Origin of the sequence: Pseudoalteromonas sp. 13-15 (assembly GCF_001468205.2) — a bacterium.
GTDB classification, from domain to species: domain Bacteria; phylum Pseudomonadota; class Gammaproteobacteria; order Enterobacterales; family Alteromonadaceae; genus Pseudoalteromonas; species Pseudoalteromonas marina.
Genome location: NZ_CP019162.1, coordinates 1,714,333 through 1,739,167 on the forward strand (window position 1 = coordinate 1,714,333; position 24,835 = coordinate 1,739,167).

Sequence of the window (24,835 nt, forward strand, 5' to 3'; positions counted from 1 at the left end):
TTAAATAACGCCCATTTCTTTGCCAATGCGGGTAAAGGCTGCAATAGCTGTATCTAGCTGCTCTATACTGTGCGCTGCTGATATTTGCGTACGAATACGTGCTTGGCCTTTTGGTACAACAGGGAATGAAAAACCAGTCACATAAATACCTTCTGCAAGTAATTTATCAGCCATAAGTGAGGCTACTTTAGCGTCACCTAGCATTACAGGAATGATGGCATGATCTTTACCTGCACAGGTAAAGCCTGCTGCTTCCATTTGCTCACGGAAGTACTTCGCATTTGACCAAAGCTTAGCGCGAAGTTCGCCACCATTTTCAAGCATCTCTAGTACTTTAATTGATGCAGTTACAATTGAAGGCGCTAATGAATTTGAGAATAAGTATGGGCGAGAACGCTGACGTAACCACTCAACAATTTCTTTTTTACCTGAAGTGTAACCACCTGATGCGCCGCCCAGCGCTTTACCCAATGTACCAGTAATTATATCTACACGGTCAAGTACGTTACAGTATTCAGGTGTACCCTTACCGTTTTCGCCAACAAAACCTACAGCGTGAGAGTCATCAACCATAACAAGCGCATCGTACTTATCTGCTAAATCGCACACGGCTTCTAAATTACAAATTACCCCGTCCATAGAAAACACGCCGTCAGTGGCAATTAACTTTGTTTTAGTGCCAGCTTCGTCTGCGGCAATTAATTGCTTTTCTAGGTCAGCCATGTCGTTATTTGCATAGCGAAAACGCTTAGCTTTACATAAACGAACGCCATCGATAATCGAAGCATGGTTAAGTGAATCAGAAATAATTGCATCTTCAGCACCTAAAATAGTTTCAAACAAGCCTGTATTAGCATCAAAACAAGAAGAGTATAAAATGGTGTCTTCGGTTTCTAAAAATGCACTAATTTTTTGCTCAAGTGTTTTGTGAATGTCTTGCGTACCACAGATGAAACGCACAGAGGCCACACCGAAACCGTGGTCGTCTAAACCGCCTTGCGCTGCTTTAATTAACTCAGGGCTATTTGCTAGACCAAGGTAGTTGTTAGCACAAAAGTTAATAACTTTATCGCCAGATGCTACTTCAATTTGAGCTTGTTGCTGCGAGGTAATTATACGCTCGCTTTTATAAAGGCCTTGGGCTTTAACGTCTTCAATTTGCTCTTGTAATTGGCTAAAAAAAGCAGATGCTCTCATCTGTAGTCTCCATTTAATTGAACGGGTAAACAACAACGTTTATGCCACTGTTTATGATGGTGTGTATTGTAAAAGTTTAACGAGAAAAATGCACGGTTTGCAGTTCGTCGCAAACGCGCTCAATGTAAGGAATATGTGCCAGTTTACACGCTTAAATAAAGCGTGTTTTCATAACGGTAAACGTTTAGTTAAATCATCTATTGAATCAATCACTAAATCAGCATGTTGCTTTGCGCTTTCGTCAAAGCTTTGCCCCGAGCGCACTAATACTCGGGTTGCAATACCGGCTTTTTGAGCAGCTTGCATGTCACTGAGCTTATCACCAACCATAATACTCTGCTCAGGATCAATATTATGCTCCTTTATGCCCTGCAGCAACATGCCTGGGGCTGGCTTTCTACAATCACATTGCTTTAAATATTCGGGCAACGCTTTTTTAGGGTGATGCGGGCAAAAATAAACATCGGCAATTTTAATGTCGTGGTGACTAAATTGCGTTTTCATCCACTGAGTAAGCACTTTAAATTCAGCCTCAGTATAATAACCTCGCCCAATGCCTGATTGGTTTGTGACTACTATAATTTTATAGCCCGCGTCGAAAAATGTTTTACAGGTACTAAAAATGCCTTTAATAAATTCAAAATTTTCATTTTGATATACATAGCCGTGGTCTACATTTACCACGCCGTCACGGTCTAAAAAAAGCGCTTTATGTAGTTTCATACTCACTCAAGCCCCTCTTTGTTCACAACATGGTCAAACATTGTTTTTACGCTATCTGTCGTTATTTGGCTCATTAAATCATCCCCTTTTACTCGGGTACCCCAGGGGACTTGCTGCGCAGTTTTACCGGTTTGCTCAAGTAAATTTTGATGATAAACCTCTACCACATAATCTTGATATAAATAAGGGCCAGTGCGTGCAGGGTTCGAGTGAGCATATAAACCAACAACTGGTGTGCCAACGGTTACTGCCATATGAGCAGGGCCAGTATCGGGGGCAAGAACTAAATCAGCTCTTTTTAAAACACATAGCAGCTCTTTAAGCTTTGTTTTACCAACTAAATTTAAAATTGGGCTATTGCTATGTTTTATAATGTTATTCGCTAAATTTACTTCAAGCTCAGTAGGTCCGCCGGTTAAAGCAACATTAAAACCTTGCTCGTGCGCGTAGTCAGCAAGTACGGCATAACGTTCAGGCAACCAGTTTCGCTGAGCTTTACTAGCCGCTGGCGAAATTACAAATAGCTTGTTGGCTAAATACTCTTGCCCTAGTAACTCATCTGCTTTGTTTTGATCTTGTGCGTTGTAAGGCATTTGCCATGTAGGCGTGTAATCATCTACACCAATTGCACCCGCAAACCCTTTGAACCCCTCTAGCACATGCGCTTCTTTTTGTGGGGCTATACGTTTATTTATAAACAAACTGTGTAGTTCTTTTGAGCGTGCCCAATCAAAGCCTATTTTTACTTTTGCAGGTATACAGCGTGCTACAAAGCCTGCTCTTAATGCCACCTGCATATTAAGAAGCACGTCAAACTGCTTACCACTAAAGGTGTTTTTTAATTTTTTAAGCGCAGCCTTACCTTCTTTTTTATCAAATATTACCAGCTCTACGCCCGGTAAATCAGCAAGTAACATAGCCTCTATTTTACCCATTACCCAGGTTATTTTTGAATTAGGGTGCGCTTTTTGAATTGCTTGAACAGCACTAACAGCATGACATACATCACCAATAGCAGAGAGTCTTAAAATACAAATAGAGGAGTAGTTAGGCACTTGAGTCACGCATTCCGTTAGGCTTTAAATAATATGCTGGGATCTTAAATTATACTCGCGTTAATGCAAGCACTTATCCTGCGCCATAAAACACGTTAATATATACCTATTATTGAATTATTTTAACGAGCTATGTTTAAAACACTAACGCACGGCAAGCACACTATTTTAAGCCACCCAGATTATTTTAACCTTGTTGATATAAACTGGTTTGATGCAACTTATTGGCAAAAGCAAAATAAAATAGTGGGCGCTAAAAAAGGCCGCGCTACAGCATGGTTTTTTAAACACGATGATTTAACTGCTGTACTTAGGCATTATTGGCGTGGCGGTTTAGTTGGTAAGGTATTAAGCGATCAATACCTCTACCCTGGCCTTAAAAACACCCGCGTGTATAAAGAATTTAGCTTAATGGTAAAGCTTATTGAGCTTGGTCTAAATGTACCCAAGCCAATTGCAGCCAGAGTAAGCACTAGTGGTTTGATTTACCGCGGCGATATAATTACACAAGCGGTTAGCGGCGCTAAAAGCCTGCTCGACGTTCTAATTGAGCGCCCTTTAAATAGTAGTGAGCTTGAAAGCATAGCTAACACTATTGCGCTATTTCATAACAAAGGGGTGTATCACGCCGATTTAAATATAAATAATATTTTATTTAATGAAGACGGCGACGTATATATTATCGACTTTGATCGCGGGGAGTTAAAAGTACCTAACCCGCAATGGCAACAAAATAATATGGCGCGCTTAAAGCGTTCATTCTCAAAAGAGCAAGGCCGTAATAGCGTCTTTAATTGGCAAAGCAATGATTGGGCAACGTTAAATGCCCTTTATAGCCAAAAACTATCTGCGTAGAGCCAAATACTGCTGAGCTACTAGCTTAGCATCCACTTTTTGCAAAATATCGGCGCTTTCCACACTCGGCTTATTTGCTAAAACGTGTTTTATTTTAGCCGATAGCTCTTCGCTATTTCCTATAGGTACTAAGTAATTAGCCAGCTCGCCTGTTAATATTTCGCTAGGCCCAAACGTACAATTAGTACTTACTACCGGCGTGCCAACAGCTAATGCTTCAATTAATACTGTTGGCAACCCTTCAAAGTCAGAACTCAACACCAATGCTTCAGCCTGCTTAATCCAATTATACGGATTTTGTTCAAACCCAGGGACAATCAGCTGCTCTTCAATGCCATACTCTTTTGCAAGCTTAAATGCTTTACTAGGCTTGTTACATAAAAGAACCAATTTGTATTTTTTATCAAGCTTGGCAAATGCCGAAAATAAAATATCGTGGCGTTTTTGCTTAGCTAAGCGCCCTACATGAATCAAATAAGGCGACTGCGGAATAGCTATATTAACGTCATCAGATTGGCGTTTTATTTCGGCTAAATTAAAGGGGTTATAAATAGTGGTTATTGCACTTGGCGTAATTAAATTGCCTTGAGTGATTTCTTGCTCTACACCTTTAGATACACAAACAAGTGACTTACCATTTAAGTTTTGCTTTGATTTTTTAAGATAACGATAAGCGAACGGACCTAACTTTTTTTGCCTAGCAAGCTCTGAATTTACTGAGTTATGCACAACAAAATGCACATTTTTAACCGTGCTTTTAACGAGTAAATTATTACTTCTATCAAGGTTTGAAAGTACTAAATCTATAGTACCTATATCTCTTTGTTTATTGTTAAACCAGGCTTCTAACTTCGCAACGCTTTTATTTATGTTCCAAAAGCGATCGACTTTTGAAGCCCTATCAGGAAATAAACTATCGACATTAATGCATTCAGGGGTGTCATATTCAATGGAGCTTGCAATTGACAATAAAGTAACGTGATGCTCAAGTTCAACAAGTTGCTCAGCTAAAGTAAGCATTACTTTTTCTGCACCACCGCCAACAAGGGAGTCAATAACAATCACAATGTTCATGCACGGCTTCCTGCAAGCATATTTTTTACCGCACTCGTAATTACGCTATAGCTTTGAGGGCTTTCTAATTTACGATATTTAGCCAAGAGAGGCTTATAGTGCCTATCATCTATTGCGTATTCAATTTTAGACACTATATCGTCAGGATTAAGGCTTGCTTTGATGGCTACGCCTGCATTAACACAATTTTCTAGGCGGGTATGTTGGTCTTTTGAAATAGCACAAGCTATAACAGGAGTTTGCAATGCAATAGCCTGTAACAAAGTATCACCAGCACTCAATAAAGCTAACTTTGCTTGACTCAATAATGCTAAAAAATCAGTTCCCTCTAAACTTGTTAAACAAATAATCTCGCTTGTTTTTGGTAATATTTTTGTATAATTAGAACCAAACACGACCACTGTTTTTAAACCCGTTTTTTTACCCGCTTTGAGCGCGGTATCGAAATAGGTATCTGCACAATTTAAATTATTAAATGTATGCCCACCAGAACCTGCATTTACTAATAAGTAATTATTTTCTTCAAGGCCATATTTGTTCAACACTTGCTTTTTTTGCTCCTCTGAAGCGTGTGCAACAAAAGGCCCAACATTACGTGGATGAGCAAGGGGAAACATATCTAGCTTTGTATTTTCTACCCAACTTAATGGCGCAATACAATAGTCTGGCTGTACAACCCAATGTGCATCAATTAAATTTGCACGATTGAGCTTTAACCCTTTTGCGCGCTTTTTTTCATGTTGAGAAATAAAAACAACTTTAGCACCCACCTCTTTTGCCGCTTTCATATGTGCTGCGCGCCCAGCACAATCAAAAACAACAACGTCTGGTTTGTATGCAGTGATAAAGTCACACACTAATGCAACTTCTTTGGTTGCTGAGCTCTCAAGTAAAGTGGTATCAAAGGGGCAAACATCGGCGTAAGTTGTGTGCTTGTTTAAAATAAAATGAATATCAAGCATCCCAGCAAACTCAGCGAGCAACCCATTAGCCAACAACAACGAGCGCATATATTCACCAATTCCTTCTGGTGACGATACTGGAATAAATAAAAGTCGTTTGTTGCTCATTGCATTCTCAATTTCCTATTTGATCTTTAGTATATCAATCAGGCCTTTGTTACGATAGATACGTTACATTTTTATACATTTAATTGACCCTATAAATTTGAATATTTACTGCAATAACATACTTAGATTGGTAAACTTGCTAGCAATCTTAATCACAAGGACCTGAACTTTGCGACACAGAATTTTTATTCTTTCAACATTATTTAGTGCTATCAGTTTATCTGTTAATGCTGAACCATGGGTTAAACCAGATGACTATGGACTAAAAGCTGACATACAACAGCTAGCCGACGCCGGTATTATTTTAGCGCCGGTAACAACATACCCATTAATGTGGAAGAGCTTTATTAATGATGTTAACAGTATGCCCATCGAGCAATTATCTCCAAGCTTGCAAGACGCATTACTGCGAGTAAAGCATCGTTATAAATCTGAAAACGCAAGTTCACATAGTGTGCAATTATCAGCCTATGCAGCCACAGATCCAATACGTACAACGAGCTTTGGCGCGACCAACACTCAAAAATCAGCGCTTTCAGCAGCGTATGCCTACCTAGGTGATAATTTTGCCGCCAAAGTTGCACTAAGCTCCAGAAAAGACGGTAAGAAATGCTTCATTAGCGGAAAAACTAGCGATGACATTGTAAAAGATGAGCAAGCATTAACTGATTGTGACGATACCTCACTTGATGATAGTTACGTAGCCTATAGACTAGGTAATTGGATATTTAGAGGCGGTGCTGTTGAGCAGTTTTGGGGACCTGGTATCGACAATAGCCTTATAATGTCTGGCAATGCAAAGCCGCTTCCCGCTTTAAGTATTACGCGTGAACAAAGCACCGCCTTTGAAACACCTTGGTTAAGCTGGATAGGCCAATGGAGTTTTACAGCACAAATGGCAAAGCTTGAATCAACCAGAGTGATTCCTGATGCATTACTGTGGAGTAGCCGCTTAAATATACGTCCACTGCAACAATTAGAAATTGCAGTAAGTTGGTCGGCGCAGTGGGCAGGTGAAGGTCAGCCAAGTTCTGCTGGTGATTTTATTGATGTCATTACAGGGCAAACCACTTGTATCAATGGTAATGAAAATTGCGACAGTCAGCTAGAGTCTAAAATTGGAAATCAACTTGCAGGCCTCGATATTCGTTGGTCTGACACATTGTTTAGCCACCCATACGCCATTTATGCCAGCACCATAGGTGAGGATGCCAGCTCACAATTTAAACCTGCTGACCGAGCTTACTTATTTGGTGTGCAAACGACCCAACGTATTTACGATCAAAATGTATTAGTGAATGTAGAATACATAGATACGGGTGTTTCGTGCGCAGCAGAATCAACCAATGAAAACTGTTATTACGAACACTCAGATTATAAATCAGGTTACCGTTACCATGGCCGCACCATAGGCTCAACGTTTGATAATGATGCGCAATCAGTGGTATTAACAATACTTGGACAACTTTCAAACGGCGATGATTGGCAAGTAAAGCTACGCAGCGTGGATTACAACAGCGATAATCGCGACCGTTACCCTAATAATCCTGACATTGGTAATTCAATAACCAAGACGGGCTACAGTTCTAAACAGCTTGAGCTTCGCTATAGAAAAATCACTATGGGTGGGCGTTTGACATTAGGTGCTTTTGCATCTCAAAATGACGATGCAGAAAATGACACATCTGCCTTTGCTAAATACGAATATAACTTTTAGCCAGTATTTTGAATACACTATATTTAGGCTTTAAAAAAGGGATGAAAGCAACACTTTCATCCCTTTTTTATTCGCAAAATATACTTATTGCTTTATTTTGCTAATCACTTTTGACGTTGAACAGCCATCTAAAAATGTCAGCACTTCTACTTTGCCGCCATGGCGCAGTACATGATCGGCACCGGCTATTTGCTCTACGGTATAATCGCCACCTTTCACTAAAATATCAGGGCTTATTTGCTCGATTAATTTAGCGGGTGTATCGTTTTCCTCAGCGCTGCCAAACGGAATAACCCAATCTACAGAGGCAAGTGCACTTAATACCATTGCGCGCTCATCAAGCGGGTTTATCGGGCGCTCGGGGCCTTTTAAGCGAGTGATTGAATCATCATTATTTAGCCCAACAACGAGTCTATCTCCGCGCGCTTTAGCTTGTGCTAAGTAGCGGACATGCCCTGCATGTAAAATATCAAAACAACCATTGGTAAACACTATCGTTTCGCCATTTTGCTTAGCAAAATCAATATGTTGCAGTACATCGTCAAATGGAGTTTGGTAGTGCTCGCCATTAGTGTGTAAGTATTGGCCAAGCTTTTGGCTAAGCTCTTCAGGTGAAACCGTTGCCGCCCCCAATTTACTTACTACAATGCCCGCAGCTAAATTAGCAATTTCTACCGCATCTTTAGGCTCCATACCTGCACCAAGCATTACAGCTAAAGTTGCAATAACGGTATCACCTGCGCCAGTTACATCGCTTACTTCTAGCTGCTGAGCTGCAAAGTCGTGTTTTTCATCGGCATTAATTAACGACATACCTTGCTCTGAGCGTGTAAGTAGCATGGCTTTAATACCATTTTTACTAATAAGCTCACGGGCACTTTGCGCTAATATGTCCTCAGAGCCTGTTTTACCACCCGCTAAATTAAACTCATGCAAGTTAGGCGTAATGTAATCTGCGCCCTCGTACAATTGTAAGTCTGGCGATTTAGGGTCTATAAGCACGGTTTTACCCGCCGCTTTGGCAATACTCACCATCTCTTTAATTAAACTGAGCGAGCCTTTACTGTAATCAGAAAACACCACAAAGTCGTATTCATCTAGCACAAGCTCTAAGCGATTTAATAACAGTTGGCTATGCTGCTCGCTAAAGGTTTCTTCTAAATCAAGGCGTACAAGTTGTTGATGGCGGCTAATAACACGCATTTTAGAAATAGTCGGTAAATCACATACACTCACAAGTTGTGAACTTATTTTTTCACCTTTTAAAATTGTTTCTAAAATTTGCCCGCTTTCATCTTCCCCAATTAAGCCAAGTAGCCCTACTTTGGCATCAAGCCTAGCAATGTTTTTAGCAACATTGGCAGCGCCACCAGCTTTGTCTTCAAACTTACTTACCTTAACAACAGGTACTGGCGCTTCAGGCGAAATGCGCCCAGTGTCACCGTACCAGTAGCGATCAAGCATTACATCGCCCACCACTAAAATACGCGCTTTAGATAAGTTTTTTAATAGCGATAAATCCATTACTGCTGCTCCGCAACAACCATATCTATGGCTTCACATAACCAGTGGCCAATAAACATATGCGCTTCTTGAATACGTGCTGTTTCATCGTTTTTGATAATAATTGGCAGCTTGGCAATGTCTTTTACTTTTCCGCCATCACGGCCTGTTAATGCAACTGTAAATGCGCCAATTTTATTAGCCGCTTCAAGTGCTAAATTGATATTTGCACTGGTACCTGAGGTTGTTAAACCAATCACTAAATCTTCTGGTTTACACAGTGCCTGAACTTGGCGTTCAAACACGGTATCAAAATGGTAGTCGTTACTGTGCGCAGTAAGAATTGACGTATCGGTTGTGAGTGCCATAGACGCAAGCGGTCCACGCTCTAATTTATAACGTACTACAAATTCGGCCGCCAAATGCTGAGCATCAGCCGCACTTCCGCCATTACCAAACCAAATAACCTTACCACCAGCTTGTAATGCACTATGGCATACTTCTAATAACTGCATAGACTCTTGATGATAAGCCTCCATCGTTTCAAATAAGGCTTGATGACGGTTTAAACTTTCAACGTAGCTTGTTGCCACAGAATCGATAATTGACATGAAAAATTCCTCTAGGAACTGAAATGGCAGGAAAAAATTAAATCCATTATTCCACAGTTTTATTTAGTTGTGTGTATTTTATAGGAATATAGCTGAACTGGAACATAATTTAGTGCTTCACATGTTCAGAAATTATCACTTTCGCGTTAAACTAAGGGCACTTACCTCAATAAAAGTTCAGTATGGCACGCATTTTTTACTCATTCGCTTTAATTTTAATTAGCCCGCTGATTGTATTTTACTTATATGTATTAAGAGGTAGAAAAAACAAAGGCTACCGCGCACACTTTAAAGAGCGTTTTGGCTTTGTGAGCAAAAGCTTATTTACAAGTAAAGGCAAACCGTTAGTTGTACACTGCGCCTCTGTAGGTGAAGTACTTGCAGCTGCACCACTTATTAAAGCGCTGCAAAAACAACACCCACAGCTTAATATACTTATTACCTGCAATACCCCTACAGGTCGCGAGCAAATAATTAATCAGTTTAAAAATACCGTGGCGTGTAGTTATTTACCTATGGACTTCCCGTTTTCGACCGCCCGATTTTTAAAACGTATAAACCCACAAGCGCTATGCATATTAGAAACCGAGCTTTGGCCAAACTTAATGGCAATAAGCCATAAAAAGAATACTCCGGTACTGGTACTTAATGCTCGCTTGAGCGAAAAATCGCAACAAGGGTATCAAAAGGTTGCCAAGTTAACGCAAATAATTATGCGTTCAATCACGGTACTTGCAAGTCACAATAAAAAAGATGCCGAGCGGTTTATTGAGCTAGGTTTAACCTCCTCAAAAAGCCATGTTACAGGCTCAATTAAGTTTGATATAAGCCCAAGCAATGAGCAGCTAGCCTCAGTTGAAGTTCTTAAAGCACAATATAAAACCCAAGAGCGGTTTGTATGGGTGGCAGGTTCTACTCACCCACTTGAGCACGAAATGATATTAAATGCCCACCAGCAACTATTAAAAAAACACTCTAATTCGCTTTTAGTTATTGCCCCTCGACACCCTGAGCAGTTTAATAAAGTAGCCGACACGTTAGCTCAAAGCCCGCTTAGCTTTAGTCGTCGTAGCAACAATAACTATCAAAACGAGCACGTACTATTAGCTGATACACTTGGCGAGCTGCAATGTTTATATGGGGCTGGTAATGTCAGTTATGTAGGCGGCAGTTTAATTCGCCGCGGCGGGCATAACCCACTTGAAGCTGCAGCTTTTTCAGTTGGCGTAATAACTGGCCCATATACGTATAATTTTGATCATATCTACCCTGAGCTTATAAAATTAAAAGGCGCTGTGGCTGTTGAAAACACCGATGAACTTGCTACACAATTAATTAACTTAAGCCAAAACACTAAAGCTTGCCAAACTTTAGGGAATAAAGCGCAGCAGTGCGTATTAAAAAACCAAGGCGCCATTAAAAAAACATTAACCATAATTAATCAGTATTTAGAGCCATAAGCATGACCAATTTAGCTATTACTCAAACCCGTGAGTGGGTATCGTCTGTTATTGTAAAATATAACTTTTGCCCATTTGCCCGCAAAGAAGTTGAGAACAACTGCATTCATTATGTACTTAGCCCAGCAGTAAAAATTGATGACGCTGTAATGGACATGCTAGAGCAGTGTGTGCAGCTTGATCAAAATCCAGAGCGCGAAACCACATTAATACTGTTTGATAACGGCTTTAGCGATTTTGAAGACTTTTTAGATTTAGTTGATTTAGCCAATGCGCTACTGGTTGCACAAGGCTTTGAAGGTAAATATCAAATTGCTAATTTTCATCCCGATTACGTGTTTGCCGACAGCGATGAAGATGATGCCGCAAATTACACAAACCGAGCTCCCTACCCTACATTGCATTTAATTCGCGAATTAAGTATGAGCGAAGCGCTTGAAAGCTACGATGAGCCAGAATCTATTCCTGAGCACAACATTAAACTTGCAAGACGAAAAGGCATCGACTTTTGGCAGCAGCTTTTAGAAGGCATAAAAAAACCGAGCGCATAACGGCTCGGCTTTTAAGTATCAAATTCAATGTTACTTTTTAACCCAGCTGCCATTTACTTCAACATAATGACCACTTTGGGTTTTTTCGATTGTTTTAGCCGCTGCGAGTGCTTCTACTTGGGCGAGCGATAAATTGTTTTTTTTAGCTAGTTTTAAATACTGAGCTTTACGCTTTGCGTTAATTTCTTCAACAACAGCTTTAGCTTCGCTACTTTGTACTACTAAGCCTAAATAACCCGAACTGTTCTCACCCACTAATCCTTGGCTTTTAGCATCATCTAAACTAATCGCCCACGCCGAAAACGACATACACACTGCACCAATTAAAGTGGCAATACTTAATTTATTTTTTATAGTCATCATTTAGCTCCTAAAATAATTCGCTGTCGTCACTGAACAGGGTATCGAGTTCTTTATCTACCTTTACACGAATTTCGTGATCAACCTTTACATTGAGGTTGATAGTTATTGGCTCTTTAGCTGCTACTTCTACTCTGTGTGTACATGCGCTCAATGCGCTGATAGCAGCAAGGGCTATGATTGCCTTAATGCTTAACGAATTTTTCATCATTAGTTTCCTTTTTGAGAATATTGCTGCTCAACTTTTTGTGTTATTTCGTCACTTAATCTTAGCGCTCTTAGTAGCGTAAACACGTTTTCTTCGTGATTATAATTAAAATTAACTTGCTGCTGTTGTGGCTCATTAAAGCCTTGTAAATTAACACCTAAATTTAACCAACCATCACTGTTAAGTGCTACTGTACTATTAAGTTTTTGTATATCAAGGTTTTTAAGTAAGCTCAGTACAGGCTGTAATTCTTGCTGCTGTTGCATAACAGAGTCAAACGCTGTGTTATTGCTAATAATAAGCTTACCTTCACCTTGGTTTAATAAGTTGCCGTTTGTAACCTCTACGCCACTGTCACTAAAATGAAGTGGCAGCCACCCTTTTAATCGGCCCGTTAAGGTAATTCCCGACTTATCATCAAGGGTAATGAGTTTACTCGCATCAATATCTTTAAAAGTAACATTGGCTGTTTGCTGCGATTTTAAAAGCGTGTATTTATCTAATTCAAAAACTCCATCAAACACATTACCTCTTATATCAAATGCTTGCGCGCTGTTATTAACCACTTTTATTTTACCGTTGATATTATTAACTACAGCGCCTGCACGTAATTCATTAAGATTAAAGGTAGTAGGGGCAACATTAAGCTGCCCTGAATCGTACTGCCCACCTAGCTGCATACTAAATTGATTAGCTAAGTAGTCGCTATACAGTGCACTGGTATCAGTCACCGTTAAAGTAAAATTTGCTTTTTGTAAATTCACATCGCCACTAATACGCCCATTAAAATCGCCTTGAGTGAGTTGAGCTAACGGTTCAAATTGGCTAACGAGTGAATTTAACGAAAGCACACTTTGCTGCGGTATAATCACTTCAAACGGATGCGCTACCTTTGAAACATGGTGATTAGCCACCAGCTCAACACCATTTACAAACACATGATGAGACGCTTTAAGCGCGCGACTTTGCAGCCCGGTTGACGTTACGTTTATTGTATTTAAATCGACATTTGGGCTTGTCAATGTATTTATTTGGGTGTTTGCATTTAAGTGAGCAAATAACTCTCCCACACCTAAGTTTGCCCTTGCACTGAGGGTGTTGTTAATACCGGTGAGTTTATACTCTTTGTACTGCATGCTTTTAAGCTTACTTTTAAGCGTTACTTTTGCATCGAGCTTTTCATTCATACTTGCTTCAAGGTTACCTGTGTAGCCGTTAAGAGCGCTGCCATAAGCAGCTGCGCTATCAACACTAAACTCAATACGTGCGCTACCTTCAGGCTTAAAGTCAATAAGTTGAGTAACTGCAAAGTCCCCTTTAGCTTTAATATTATTAACCTCAGCCGGTAAAAATTCAGGCAAAGAGGTAAGCGCAATATCGTAATTACCGCTTAGTTGAGCGTTTTTAAGCTGCGTACTTAGCGTTATAGCGTCTATTTCATCCGTATGTAGCTGTGTCTTTAGCTGCGTGCGTGCGCTTTGTAACGGTGCAGCAGTATTTATAAACGTATCTGTAAACCTCATATCTATATTTTGCTTGGCTTGCGCTGCACTTTTGAGCGTTATTAACGGTAAGGTTAGGTTGTTATGTGCAAAATTAATTGGTTTAGCTAAAGCCCATTGCCAATTAAGTGGAAGCTGCTTTATAGCAAATGACTTGTAGGCACTTTCAGGAATAAGAGATTGGCAGTTATTACTAAGTTTCACATTGTTTTTAAGCTTGCTTAGGTCAAGCTCAAGGTTTTGGCTATTTAAATTATAGGTAGCACTTAGCAAACCTTTGGAGCTGTTTGTTATATCACAGCTTTGTATTTTGTAGTCATACTGGGCTTGTAGATCACCAGCAAGGCTTGCCTCTACTCCGTTAAAGCTAAATGCCTGCGCTGTATTAAAACTAAGCCCATTTAATAACTCGTTATCTGTTTTAAGTAACTGTTTAAGCAATTCATCACTAACTTTAAGCTGCCCTTGTACCTTATTATTGTAAAGCGTAGCACTGGCACTTAAATCACCATTTACGACAAACTGGTTAAGCTTAGGCTCGTTAATGCTTATAATTAAAGGCTGATTTAAAAACTCACTGCTTATACTTAGTTGTTCAACTGTAATTGTTGGTCTTTTTTCGGGCAGGGCTAAATCTAAAATTGTTGCAGGGCTGCTTACTTTATTACTTTGAGGAAGTGGATTTACATTAAGCGCTGCATGTTTAATTTCAACATGGCGAGTATTTGCGGTAACGCCTTCAACAACAAGCTCTTGATTTTTGTAACTTAAACAGGCTTTTTGTATATACACATTTAACTTGCTCGTAAGCGAAAAATCTAAGCAACTTAAAGTAACACCTGCTTTTTCAAGCTGGGGGGCTACAGCCCGTTGTAATAGTGGCAAACGAAATACATAGCCAAGCAAAACTATACCTAGCAATACAGCACCCATAATTAAACCAACGCGCTTTAACATACTATCCTTATAAGCTTTTATTCATACCTTACAAACTATCGTAATTTTAAATCTACGCAATCAAAAAAGGCTGCACAGTGCAGCCTTTTTTATTTTACAGCTAGATTATGAATCTAACTTGTATATGTTGTTTTTAACCTACATTTTTACGTGCATTACGGAACATGCGCATCCATGGGCTATCTTCTTGCCACTCATCAGGGTGCCACGAGTTAGCAACAGCGCGGAATACACGCTCTGGGTGCGGCATCATTACAGTGGCACGGCCATCAGTAGAGGTAATACCCGTAATACCTTCTGGTGAACCATTTGGGTTAGCCGGATATTGCGTTGTCGGGTTACCATAGTTATCTACAAATTTAACCGCAACAGTGCCGCTTTCAAGTGCAGCTTGAATGACGGCATCGTTTGCAAATTCTGCATGGCCTTCACCATGAGATACAGCAATTGGCATACGCGAACCAGCCATTCCATTAAAAAACACAGACGGGTTTTCTTGTATTTCAACTAAGCTAAAGCGTGCTTCAAAACGCTCTGACTTATTTGTTACAAAACGTGGCCAATTCTCAGTACCCGGAATTAACTCTTTCAATGTTGATAACATTTGACAACCATTACACACACCTAAGCTAAAGGTGTCTTCACGGTGGAAGAAGTTTTGGAACTGATCGCGTGCCATATCGTTAAACAATATAGACTTAGCCCAGCCTTCACCGGCGCCTAATACGTCACCATAAGAGAAACCACCACATGCCACTAAGCCTTTAAACTGCTCAAGGGTTAAACGCCCTTCGAGGATATCGCTCATGTGTACATCAACAGCGGCAAAACCAGCGCGGTTAAACGCAGCAGCCATTTCTAGGTGCGAGTTAACGCCTTGCTCACGCAAAATAGCCATTTGTGGTTTAGCACCCGTTGCAATGAATGGTGCAGCTATATCTTCGTTTAAGTCAAAGTTAAGTTTCACGTTTAAGCCTGGGTCTTTTGCATCAAACTTGGCATCAAACTCTTGCTTAGCACAATCAGGGTTATCACGACGTGCTTGCATTTGGTACGTTGTTTCGGCCCAAATAGTACGTAATTCAGTACGAGTATGATTAAGTACTGTTTGCTCACCACGGTTAAATACAATGCTATCGTCGCTATTAAGCGAGCCAATCACGTGGCTAATTGCAGCAACACCGTGTTGCTCAAATACAGCATTTACGGCATCTAAATCGCTGTTAGCCACTTGAATTACCGCGCCAAGCTCTTCGTTATAAAGTGCTTCTAGGTCTGTCCCGGTTAAACCAGCTAAATCAACAGTCACACCGGTGTGCCCAGCAAACGCCATTTCAGTTACAGTAGTAAATAAACCACCGTCTGAGCGGTCATGATAAGCAAGTAACTTGCTATCAGCGACAAGTGCTTGCATGGCATTGTAAAAGCCTTTAAGTAGCTCAGGGCTGTCTACATCTGGTGTAACATCACCAAGCTGTTTATAAACCTGTGCAAGGCTTGATGCACCCATGCGGTTTTTGCCAGCACCTAAATCAACTAAAACAAGCGAAGTGTCGCCTTTATCAGTGCGTAACTGTGGCGTTACTGTTTTACGTACATCGTCAACACGGCCAAAGGCTGTAATAATAAGCGATAACGGCGACGTTACTGATTGCTCAGCACTATCGTCTTCGTTTTTCCATGTCGTTTTCATCGACATAGAATCTTTACCTACCGGTATAGTTAAACCAAGTGCTGGGCAAAGCTCTTCGCCTACCGCTTTTACGGCTTCGTAAAGGCCTGCGTCTTCACCTGGGTGACCCGCTGCAGCCATCCAGTTAGCAGATAGCTTAATGTTCTCAAGGCTGCCAATGTTTGCACAAGCAATATTAGTTAACGACTCTGCCACCGCTAAACGCGCCGAAGCTCCATAATTTAATAGTGCCGCCGGCGTGCGCTCACCCAGAGACATAGCTTCACCGTGGTAAGTGTCGTACGTTGCCGCAGTAACCGCACAGTTAGCAACAGGTACTTGCCAAGGGCCAACCATTTGATCACGTGCTACTAAACCGGTAACCGAGCGGTCACCAATAGTAATTAAGAATGTTTTTTCTGCAATTGTAGGTAAGCGTAACAAACGCTGCGCGGCATCAGCTACGTTAATATCGTTTGCATCAATGGCAGTGCCCGTTACTTGCTGAGATGTTACATTGCGGTGCATTTTAGGCGCTTTACCTAATAAAACATCAAGCGGTAAATCAACAGGGCTGTTATCAAAGTGGCTGTCTGCCACGGTTAAATGGCGCTCTTCTGTGGCTTCACCAATTACTGCGTACTGTGCGCGTTCGCGCTTACAAATGGATTCAAAACGATCAAAGTCTTCAACCGCTACAGCCAGCACATAACGCTCTTGCGATTCGTTACACCAAATTTCATGTGGTGCCATGCCAGGCTCATCGTTAGGGATATCACGTAGTTGGAATTTACCACCACGGCCACCATCGTTTACCAGTTCAGGAAACGCATTTGATAAACCACCGGCGCCAACATCATGTATAAATGCAATTGGGTTTTCATCGCCTAACTGCCAACATTTGTCGATGACTTCTTGGCAACGACGTTCCATTTCTGGGTTTTCACGTTGAACAGAGGCAAAGTCTAAGTCTTCGTTTGATTGGCCCGACGCCATACTTGATGCAGCACCACCGCCTAAACCAATGTTCATAGCAGGGCCGCCTAGCGCAATTAGTTTTGCGCCTACTGGAATCTCGCCTTTTTGAACATGATCAGCACGAATATTACCTAAACCACCGGCAAGCATAATTGGTTTGTGGTAACCACGTACCTCTTCACCATTGTGGCTTGTTACTTTTTCTTCATACGTACGGAAGTAACCCAATAAGTTAGGACGACCAAACTCGTTATTAAATGCAGCACCGCCCAGTGGGCCATCCATCATAATATCAAGCGCGTTAACGATACGGCCAGGCTTACCAAAGTCGCTTTCCCACGGTTGCTCGTAACCCGGAATACGTAAGTTAGAAACCGTAAAGCCAACTAAACCTGCTTTTGGCTTAGAACCACGCCCTGTTGCACCTTCGTCACGAATTTCACCACCTGAACCGGTAGCCGCACCCGAAAACGGTGCAATAGCCGTTGGATGGTTATGCGTTTCTACTTTCATTAATATTTCTATGTCTTCTTGATGATACGCATATTCACCTTGCGCATTCGGGAAGAAGCGACCCGCTTTTGAGCCTTTCATTACTGCCGCGTTATCTTTGTAAGCCGACAATACATTTTCAGGGTTGTGCTCAAAGGTATTTTTAATCATTTTAAACAGCGATTTTGGCTGCTCAATACCGTCAATTGTCCAATCAGCATTAAATATTTTATGACGACAATGCTCTGAGTTTGCTTGGGCAAACATAAACAATTCTATGTCGTTAGGGTTACGACCTAGCTTTTTAAAGTTTTCTACTAAGTAGTCAATTTCGTCATCGGCAAGGGCAAAACCTTGCTCAACGTTTGCTGCAGCTAACGCTTCGCGACCACCACCTAAAATATCAACTGATGACATTTCACGAGGAGAATCATTACGGAACAACTGTGCTGCCGCTTCAAGCTCAGTGTGTGTAGCTTCAGTCATACGGTCGTGTAATAACGCCGTTACTTGTGCAAGTTGCTCTGCACTAAGTTCACCTTCTATATAATAAGCAATACCACGCTCTACACGGTGAACCTGTTTAAGGCCACAGTTATGCGCTATATCGGTTGCTTTAGATGCCCAAGGAGAAATGGTACCAGGGCGAGGTGTAACTAAAATAAGTGTGCCAGCTGGGGTATGCTCGGCAATAGTAGGACCGTAAGTTAATAGCTTTTCAAGCTTGGTTTGCTCATCAACACTCAAAGGCGATGTTAAATCGGCAAAATGAGCATACTCGGCATATACGTTGGTGACTGGAAGTTGCGATTGTTTGCAACGCGCTAAAATTTTATTAACTCTGAACTCTGACAGTGCTGGTGCACCACGAAGGATCAACATAGATAATTTCATCCGGGGTTAGGGATTGAACGATATTTTAGGCACGCATTATAGTCCAATTAGCCATCATATTTAACTCCAAATTGCGCTTTTCATAAAATTAACTTTTTAGCTTTATTTATAATCCGTTTTAGCTAATAAAATAAAAGGGAAAGTGACGAAATGGCTAAGTTTTGTTATAACGGGTGTTAGCGTGTTAAAGGGGCACTCAATGTTCAAAGAAAAGCTAATAATAATCATCACTTTAGTTATGCTGTTATGTGCATGTAATATGCAGGAACAGCCAACTCAACTTGCCCACATCAAAGAGCAAAACAAAATACGTGTTGGCACGTTAGCAAGTGCGAGCAATTATTATCAAGCAGTTCAGGGCGAGCAAGGCTTTGAATATGAGCTTTCTCAGGCTTTTGCTGATTACTTAGGTGTTGAACTTGAAATAGTCCCCTTTTTTAATTTATCTGATATGTTTGATCGCCTTGAAAGTGGTGACTTAGACTTAATTGCCTCAGGACTTACTTACAACAAAACGCGTGCGGAGCAATATAGGTATGGCCCAACTTACAGAACAATCAGTCAAAAATTAGTATATAAACAAGGCCGCGTTCGTCCTCGTAAGTTTGACGATCTAGATGGAAACTTTACGGTTATAGCAAAAAGTAGCCACTCACTTACCCTGCAAAAAGCTCAAAAAAACAACCCATCACTCAGCTGGAATGAAAGTGAAGAATTTGACGAAGAAGAACTTTTACAAGCGGTTATAGATGGTGAAATAGACTACACCCTTGCTGATTCCCACACTCTTTCGTTATTTCGCCGGTATCATCCTAATTTAAGCATTGGCTTCTCAGTAAGTCATAATGATCCAATTGCGTGGATACTTCGCAAGTCAAAAGATGATTCTTTATATGCGCTGCTCGTGCCATTTTTTGGTGAAGTAAAACAAAACAACCAACTTTATGTACTCGAAGAAAAATATTTTGGTCATGTACGCCAGTTTAACTATGTAAATACATTAGCTTACATAGAGGCAATAAAAGAAACGTTACCTACATATCAGCCATGGTTTGAACAATACGCAGGAGATCTTGATTGGCGTTTATTAGCTGCATTAAGTTACCAAGAGTCGATGTGGAACCCTCGCGCTAAATCACCAACGGGAGTTCGCGGTATTATGATGCTTACACGCATTACAGCTAAACAAGTTGGTGTAACAAATCGTCTCGAGCCTGAACAAAATATTCGTGGCGGTGCTCAGTATCTAAGCAAATTAATAACCCGTATTCCTGATAGAATTCCTCAACCAGACAGGATGTGGCTTGCTTTGGCTGCTTATAATGTTGGCTGGGGTCATGTGAACGACGCGCGGATTATCACCCAACAACAAGGGGCAAGCCCAGATAAATGGGCCGATGTAAAAAAACGCTTACCGCTATTAATCAAAAAGCGATATTACCGTAATACACGTTATGGCTATGCCCGTGGCGATGTGGCTGTAAAATATGTTGATAATATTCGCAGATACTACGACGCGCTGGTATGGCTTGATGAAAATAATGCGATGACCGAAGAAAATATCACTACAGAGCGTGATGAAAGCAGCAATATAAAACAAGATGAATCGCCATAGCGGATTATGGATTGATGCGATATTTATTAATTATGAAAGTTTACGGCTTCAAAGTAGTGGGTAACTAAAATATCTGTTTACTTGTCATTAAATGATCACTAATGTGTGGTAATTGTATATTTCAATTTTTTCAAAGATATATCTTGTGCCTTTCTCACTCTCACGCATTAGGAGAACACATGCTAAAACGTAGACGCACACAAAAATTAAAAAGAAACGTTATTTATTCAACGGCAACACGTCGTCGTATCATGTTACGTGGTTTACACAAAAAAATAATTTGGCGTCGCCGTATGTTTGCTATGCAACAAATGGAAGCACAAGACACTATACCAGCGGGCAATTAATAATATTTCTAAGCCCCACGAGCAGCCTTCTTGGCTGCTTTAATTTGCTCCCTTCTTCGCTTAAAAAATTCAGATATAGTGTTACCACATTTATCGGCTAATACCCCTCCAATAACTTCAACTTGATGGTTAAGCCTTGGCTCCTGCAGTAAATTCATAATAGAGCCAGCTGAACCAGTTTTTGCATCTGGAGCTCCAAATACTAAACGCTTTATTCTGCTATGCACTAATAATCCTGCACACATAGAGCATGGCTCAAGTGTTACATATAACGTGCAGTCAATTAAGCGATAATTATTGAGTGCTTTGCCAGCTTCTCGTACTGCAATCATTTCGGCATGAGCTGAAGGGTCATTATCAGTTATAGAACGATTGTATCCAGATGCTATAAGTTGATTATCTTTTACTAAAACAGCACCTACTGGGATCTCATTAAGCTGCTCGGCTTGTTTTGCATACAAAAGCGCTTGTTCCATCCAATAAGCGTCGTCAAATGGCTTGTTCATTATTTCTTCTTAAATTACGTTTTATGCTTTAATTATACCTAGTTAACATCCTAAAGCGCGGCAATGATTACTTTATTGCAAAAATAAAACACTATTTAGCTGTTAATAATGGCTCACTGACGCTGATTTACGTTATAATCTCTCGCTTTTTTTATTTAGCTCACAACACGGGTAGCGAATGAAATTTCCTGGACGCCGCAGGCATAAACATTATTTTCCAGTGGAAGCCAAAGATCCACTAACTAATCAACTTAACGCAACAGATAGATTACAACGTAGCTATATTACGGGTATCGATCAAATAGTTGTTGATATAGAAGCAAAAGTTGATCAAGCTTTCCTTGATGAGTTTCAACTACGCAGAGGCATGTCACAAGTTATAGACAGTGACATAACAAATGCTCTTTACGACCGCTTAAAATTAAACGACATGGTTGATTATGAATTTGCAGGTGGAACCATTGGTAACACAATGCACAACTATTCTGTACTTGCAGATGATCGCTCTGTTTTATTAGGCGTAATGAGTGAAAACATTAAAATTGGCAGTTACGCATACCGCTTTTTATGTAATACCTCAAGCCGTGTAGACTTAGACTATTTACAACCTGTTGATGGTCCAATAGGCCGTTGTTTCACTCTTATTGACGAAACGGGCGAACGCACCTTTGCAATCAGTGCGGGTTTAATGAATTACCTTCGTCCAGAATCAATAGATAAATCGTTGATAGAAAACTCATCGGCTTTAGTCATTAGTGCATACCTTATGCGAACACAAGATGACGAAACTATGACTGATGCGACTATGCAAGCAGTTAAATATGCTAACGATGCTGGCGTGCCTGTTGTTCTTACACTCGGCACTAAATTCTTAATTGAGCAAGACCCTGCTTGGTGGGCAAACTTTGTTGAAAAGCATGTAGATATTCTTGCTATGAACGAAGAAGAAGGCTTTGCTATTACAGGGTTTGAAGACCCGCTTTTAGCAGCAGACAAAGCACTAGACTGGGTAGATCTTGTTATATGCACTGCAGGTGAAAAAGGGCTATTCATGGCAGGCCATGTTGACGACAGCTTTAAACGTGAAACCGAATACCCATTACTACCTGGTGCTATTGCAGACTTTAATCGCTATGAATTTTCACGCGCTATGCGTAAAGCAGATTGCGAAAACCCTATAAGAGCATACAGCCATACGGCTCCTTTTATGGGCGGACCTGACTCAATCAAAAATACAAATGGCGCTGGCGATTGTGCACTCGCTGCTGTACTACATGACTTATCAGCAAATGTTTATCATAAGCTTAATGTCGCTAACTCAGCAAAGCACGATCAACAAGCTATTACATACTCATCTCTTGCACAAATTAGTAAATATGCAAACAGAGCAAGTTATGAAGTACTTGTTCAGCACTCTCCCCGCTTATCGCGTGGTTTACCTGAGCGTGAAGATTGTTTAGAACAGGTTTATTGGGAGCAATAAGCTCCCTTTATCTCTCTAAAAGATAGAAATATCAAGCTTTTTAGATAGCAGCTCTAATGCTGCTATTCCTGCTACTGAGTTACCAAACGAATTAAGCCCTGGGGAATAAACGGCTACTGTAAACTTGTTAGGTAATACCGCAAGAATAGTTCCTGACACCCCTGATTTACCTGGCATACCGACCCTATACCCAAAATCACCCGCAGCATCATATAAACCACTGGTAAATAATAGTGAATTAAGCTGTTTATTTTGACGACTACTTAAAACCTGCTCACCAGATAGCTGATCAACTCCTTTATTTGCCAAAAAACTATATGCCTTAGCGAGTTCAACACAATTAAGCTCAATAGAGCAAAAGTTGAAATACGACCAAAGCACATCATCAACGTCATTCTCAAAATTACCAAACGATTTCATCAAATGCGCCATAGCAGCATTGCGGTGTCTAAATTCATACTCAGAATTAGCCACTTTTTTATCAATCACAATGCCGCGATTACCTGATAGTAATCTGAATGTTTCGAGCATCGAGTGCATAGGTGCAGACAATCGGCTATAAAGCGCATCACAAGTAACAATAGCACCCGCATTTATGAATGGGTTACGCGGCACACCTTTTTCAAATTCAAGTTGCGTAAGCGAGTTAAACGCTGTACCAGAGGGCTCCTTACCTACCCTGTTCCAAAGTTCATCACCATAACGCTGTAACGCCATGGTTAATGTCATCACTTTAGATACTGACTGAATGGTAAATCGCTGAGAACAATCACCTGCGCAAATGGTTATACCCTCAGTAGTGTATATGGCAATAGAAAACTGCTCAGGGTCAACCTCAGCAAGTGCAGGGATATAATCGGCTACTTTCCCTTTAGACAGTAAAGGGGCGACTTCTTGAGTAATTTCATTTAATACACGTTGGTAATCTGTAGTAGGCAATTAACACCTCAAATAGATTTAGCTAAATGAAAATATTACCATGCCTCAGATTAAACGAGCTAGTTTAGTTAGATGAAATTAATTGTATTGTGAATTATATTCGCAATAAACATTCTAAAGCGAGGTCAAACAACAAGAAAAAACAATTAATAATAAATACCACTAATTAGCAAATTTAATAACCTATTTATATCACCTAAACATAAGGCTATTACTCACCAAACCTTAAACTCTTTAGCAGTAATATTTAATCAATCCCAGGTAGAAAAGCTGACGCTAATAGGGTTAAAGGTATCAGTTATTAGACAGAGATAAATAATATAACCTTGTTGTTTATATTATTACCTTACTTAAGACTAGATCCTTTAATTATACGAATTAGTAAAGCTCGCCTTGTAATTGTAACTTAATTGATTTACTTCATTTCAAAATACAAAAAGCGTCACTTTACTGCAACAGGCTTCGCTTAATTAAAGTCGTTACACCACTCACTTGAATATCCGAGGGATAAAAAGTCACATCGCTGATAGCATACTTTCATTGTGTTGGTCGGTCTTATATAAGCTCACTTTAGAATTGGTATTGTTACTGAGCTCGGTATGCTTAACGCCAATTTACTAAACCCCAGACAACAAAAAACCCGTTACATTGCTGTAACGGGTTTCTTTAATTAGATCCTGGTAATGTCCTACTTTCACATAGCAAATGCTACACTATCATCGGCGCTGTTTCGTTTCACTACTGAGTTCGGCATGGAATCAGGTGGGTCCAAAACGCTATTGTCACCAAGAAAATTCTTTTCAATTTTCTTATTTTTATTAAGGTTAAAGTCCTTCGACTGAATTTGAAGCCTGGTAATGTCCTACTTTCACATAGCAAATGCTACACTATCATCGGCGCTGTTTCGTTTCACTACTGAGTTCGGCATGGAGTCAGGTGGGTCCAAAACGCTATTGTCACCAAGCAAATTTGGTTGTTAATCCGTATTCCTACGTACTAACTGAATTTGGAAAATATCTGATAATATTTTTTAAGTCTTTCTGTCAGTAATATCTACTTTAGTCAT

General features: G+C 40.4%; 20 protein-coding genes and 2 rRNA genes. 7 read left to right on the top strand and 15 right to left on the bottom strand.

Features of this window, described 5'->3' with window-relative positions; all coding sequences use genetic code 11:
- From ATS72_RS07955 to ATS72_RS07965, 3 genes are all read right to left on the bottom strand, one after another.
- Entirely contained in the window at positions 1–1,197 is a 1,197-nt protein-coding gene (locus ATS72_RS07955) for a glycine C-acetyltransferase (RefSeq protein WP_058430196.1), read from the bottom strand.
- Between the two features lie 168 nt (positions 1,198–1,365).
- Entirely contained in the window at positions 1,366–1,920 is a 555-nt protein-coding gene (gene gmhB, locus ATS72_RS07960; RefSeq protein WP_058430197.1) for a D-glycero-beta-D-manno-heptose 1,7-bisphosphate 7-phosphatase, read from the bottom strand.
- 2 nt (positions 1,921–1,922) lie between these two features.
- A complete protein-coding gene (locus ATS72_RS07965) occupies positions 1,923–2,984 on the bottom strand; it encodes a glycosyltransferase family 9 protein (RefSeq protein ID WP_058430198.1) in 1,062 nt (353 codons plus the stop codon).
- A 123-nt stretch (positions 2,985–3,107) separates the two neighbouring features.
- Here ATS72_RS07965 and ATS72_RS07970 point away from each other — a divergent pair, with 123 nt between their 5' ends.
- Positions 3,108–3,830 (top strand): 3-deoxy-D-manno-octulosonic acid kinase, encoded by a 723-nt coding sequence (locus ATS72_RS07970; protein ID WP_058430199.1) that lies wholly within the window; start codon positions 3,108–3,110, stop codon positions 3,828–3,830.
- On the opposite strand, the gene ATS72_RS07975 is transcribed toward ATS72_RS07970, so the two are convergent.
- Both ATS72_RS07975 and ATS72_RS07980 read right to left on the bottom strand, forming a co-directional pair.
- Positions 3,819–4,904: a glycosyltransferase gene (locus ATS72_RS07975; protein WP_058430200.1), complete on the bottom strand. Its 1,086-nt coding sequence runs from the start codon at positions 4,902–4,904 to the stop codon at positions 3,819–3,821. The genes ATS72_RS07970 and ATS72_RS07975 overlap by 12 nt on opposite strands.
- Positions 4,901–5,974: a hypothetical protein gene (locus ATS72_RS07980; RefSeq protein ID WP_058430201.1), complete on the bottom strand. Its 1,074-nt coding sequence runs from the start codon at positions 5,972–5,974 to the stop codon at positions 4,901–4,903. Before ATS72_RS07980 ends, ATS72_RS07975 begins: the two co-directional genes overlap by 4 nt.
- Before the next feature lie 169 nt (positions 5,975–6,143).
- Here ATS72_RS07980 and ATS72_RS07985 point away from each other — a divergent pair, with 169 nt between their 5' ends.
- Positions 6,144–7,691, top strand: a complete 1,548-nt coding sequence (locus ATS72_RS07985; RefSeq protein ID WP_058430202.1) for a capsule assembly Wzi family protein — start codon at positions 6,144–6,146, stop codon at positions 7,689–7,691.
- An 84-nt stretch (positions 7,692–7,775) separates the two neighbouring features.
- Here ATS72_RS07985 and hldE read toward each other — a convergent pair whose 3' ends face one another.
- Entirely contained in the window at positions 7,776–9,215 is a 1,440-nt protein-coding gene (gene hldE / locus ATS72_RS07990) for a bifunctional D-glycero-beta-D-manno-heptose-7-phosphate kinase/D-glycero-beta-D-manno-heptose 1-phosphate adenylyltransferase HldE (RefSeq protein ID WP_058430203.1), read from the bottom strand.
- On the bottom strand, positions 9,215–9,805 hold the full coding sequence (locus tag ATS72_RS07995) for a D-sedoheptulose-7-phosphate isomerase (protein ID WP_006791589.1): 591 nt from the start codon (positions 9,803–9,805) through the stop codon (positions 9,215–9,217). The genes hldE and ATS72_RS07995 overlap by 1 nt, the downstream gene beginning before the upstream one ends.
- Positions 9,806–9,987: 182 nt before the next feature.
- Here ATS72_RS07995 and waaA point away from each other — a divergent pair, with 182 nt between their 5' ends.
- Both waaA and ATS72_RS08005 read left to right on the top strand, forming a co-directional pair.
- The gene (gene waaA / locus ATS72_RS08000) at positions 9,988–11,265 is read left to right on the top strand and encodes a lipid IV(A) 3-deoxy-D-manno-octulosonic acid transferase (protein WP_058430204.1); all 1,278 of its coding nucleotides are present in this window, start codon (positions 9,988–9,990) and stop codon (positions 11,263–11,265) included.
- Between the two features lie 2 nt (positions 11,266–11,267).
- Positions 11,268–11,816: a DUF1415 domain-containing protein gene (locus ATS72_RS08005; protein ID WP_058430205.1), complete on the top strand. Its 549-nt coding sequence runs from the start codon at positions 11,268–11,270 to the stop codon at positions 11,814–11,816.
- Between the two features lie 30 nt (positions 11,817–11,846).
- Here the strand turns inward: ATS72_RS08005 and ATS72_RS08010 are convergent, their stop codons facing one another.
- From ATS72_RS08010 to purL, 4 genes are all read right to left on the bottom strand, one after another.
- Positions 11,847–12,176, bottom strand: coding sequence for a YdbL family protein (locus ATS72_RS08010; RefSeq protein ID WP_058430206.1), 330 nt, complete (start codon positions 12,174–12,176; stop codon positions 11,847–11,849).
- A gap of 10 nt (positions 12,177–12,186) precedes the next feature.
- The gene (locus ATS72_RS08015) at positions 12,187–12,384 is read right to left on the bottom strand and encodes a YnbE family lipoprotein (RefSeq protein ID WP_010556932.1); all 198 of its coding nucleotides are present in this window, start codon (positions 12,382–12,384) and stop codon (positions 12,187–12,189) included.
- A 2-nt stretch (positions 12,385–12,386) separates the two neighbouring features.
- Positions 12,387–14,843, bottom strand: coding sequence for a YdbH domain-containing protein (locus ATS72_RS08020; RefSeq protein ID WP_058430207.1), 2,457 nt, complete (start codon positions 14,841–14,843; stop codon positions 12,387–12,389).
- Between the two features lie 133 nt (positions 14,844–14,976).
- Positions 14,977–18,867: a phosphoribosylformylglycinamidine synthase gene (gene purL / locus ATS72_RS08025; RefSeq protein ID WP_058430212.1), complete on the bottom strand. Its 3,891-nt coding sequence runs from the start codon at positions 18,865–18,867 to the stop codon at positions 14,977–14,979.
- Between the two features lie 211 nt (positions 18,868–19,078).
- On the opposite strand from purL, the gene mltF reads away from it, so the two are divergent.
- Entirely contained in the window at positions 19,079–20,494 is a 1,416-nt protein-coding gene (gene mltF, locus ATS72_RS08030; protein ID WP_058430208.1) for a membrane-bound lytic murein transglycosylase MltF, read from the top strand.
- A 179-nt stretch (positions 20,495–20,673) separates the two neighbouring features.
- On the top strand, positions 20,674–20,841 hold the full coding sequence (locus ATS72_RS18835; protein WP_006791597.1) for a hypothetical protein: 168 nt from the start codon (positions 20,674–20,676) through the stop codon (positions 20,839–20,841).
- Positions 20,842–20,849: 8 nt separating this feature from the next.
- Here the strand turns inward: ATS72_RS18835 and tadA are convergent, their stop codons facing one another.
- The gene (gene tadA, locus ATS72_RS08035; protein WP_058430209.1) at positions 20,850–21,347 is read right to left on the bottom strand and encodes a tRNA adenosine(34) deaminase TadA; all 498 of its coding nucleotides are present in this window, start codon (positions 21,345–21,347) and stop codon (positions 20,850–20,852) included.
- A 178-nt stretch (positions 21,348–21,525) separates the two neighbouring features.
- Here tadA and ATS72_RS08040 point away from each other — a divergent pair, with 178 nt between their 5' ends.
- The gene (locus ATS72_RS08040) at positions 21,526–22,830 is read left to right on the top strand and encodes an inosine/guanosine kinase (RefSeq protein WP_010556927.1); all 1,305 of its coding nucleotides are present in this window, start codon (positions 21,526–21,528) and stop codon (positions 22,828–22,830) included.
- A gap of 15 nt (positions 22,831–22,845) precedes the next feature.
- Here ATS72_RS08040 and glsB read toward each other — a convergent pair whose 3' ends face one another.
- From glsB to rrf (ATS72_RS08055), 3 genes are all read right to left on the bottom strand, one after another.
- Complete coding sequence (gene glsB / locus ATS72_RS08045; protein WP_058430210.1) at positions 22,846–23,769, bottom strand: glutaminase B; 924 nt, start codon at positions 23,767–23,769, stop codon at positions 22,846–22,848.
- A gap of 675 nt (positions 23,770–24,444) precedes the next feature.
- Positions 24,445–24,559, bottom strand: a 5S ribosomal RNA gene (gene rrf / locus ATS72_RS08050).
- Positions 24,560–24,618: 59 nt separating this feature from the next.
- A 5S ribosomal RNA gene (gene rrf, locus ATS72_RS08055) occupies positions 24,619–24,733 on the bottom strand.
- Between the last annotated feature and the right edge of the window lie 102 nt (positions 24,734–24,835).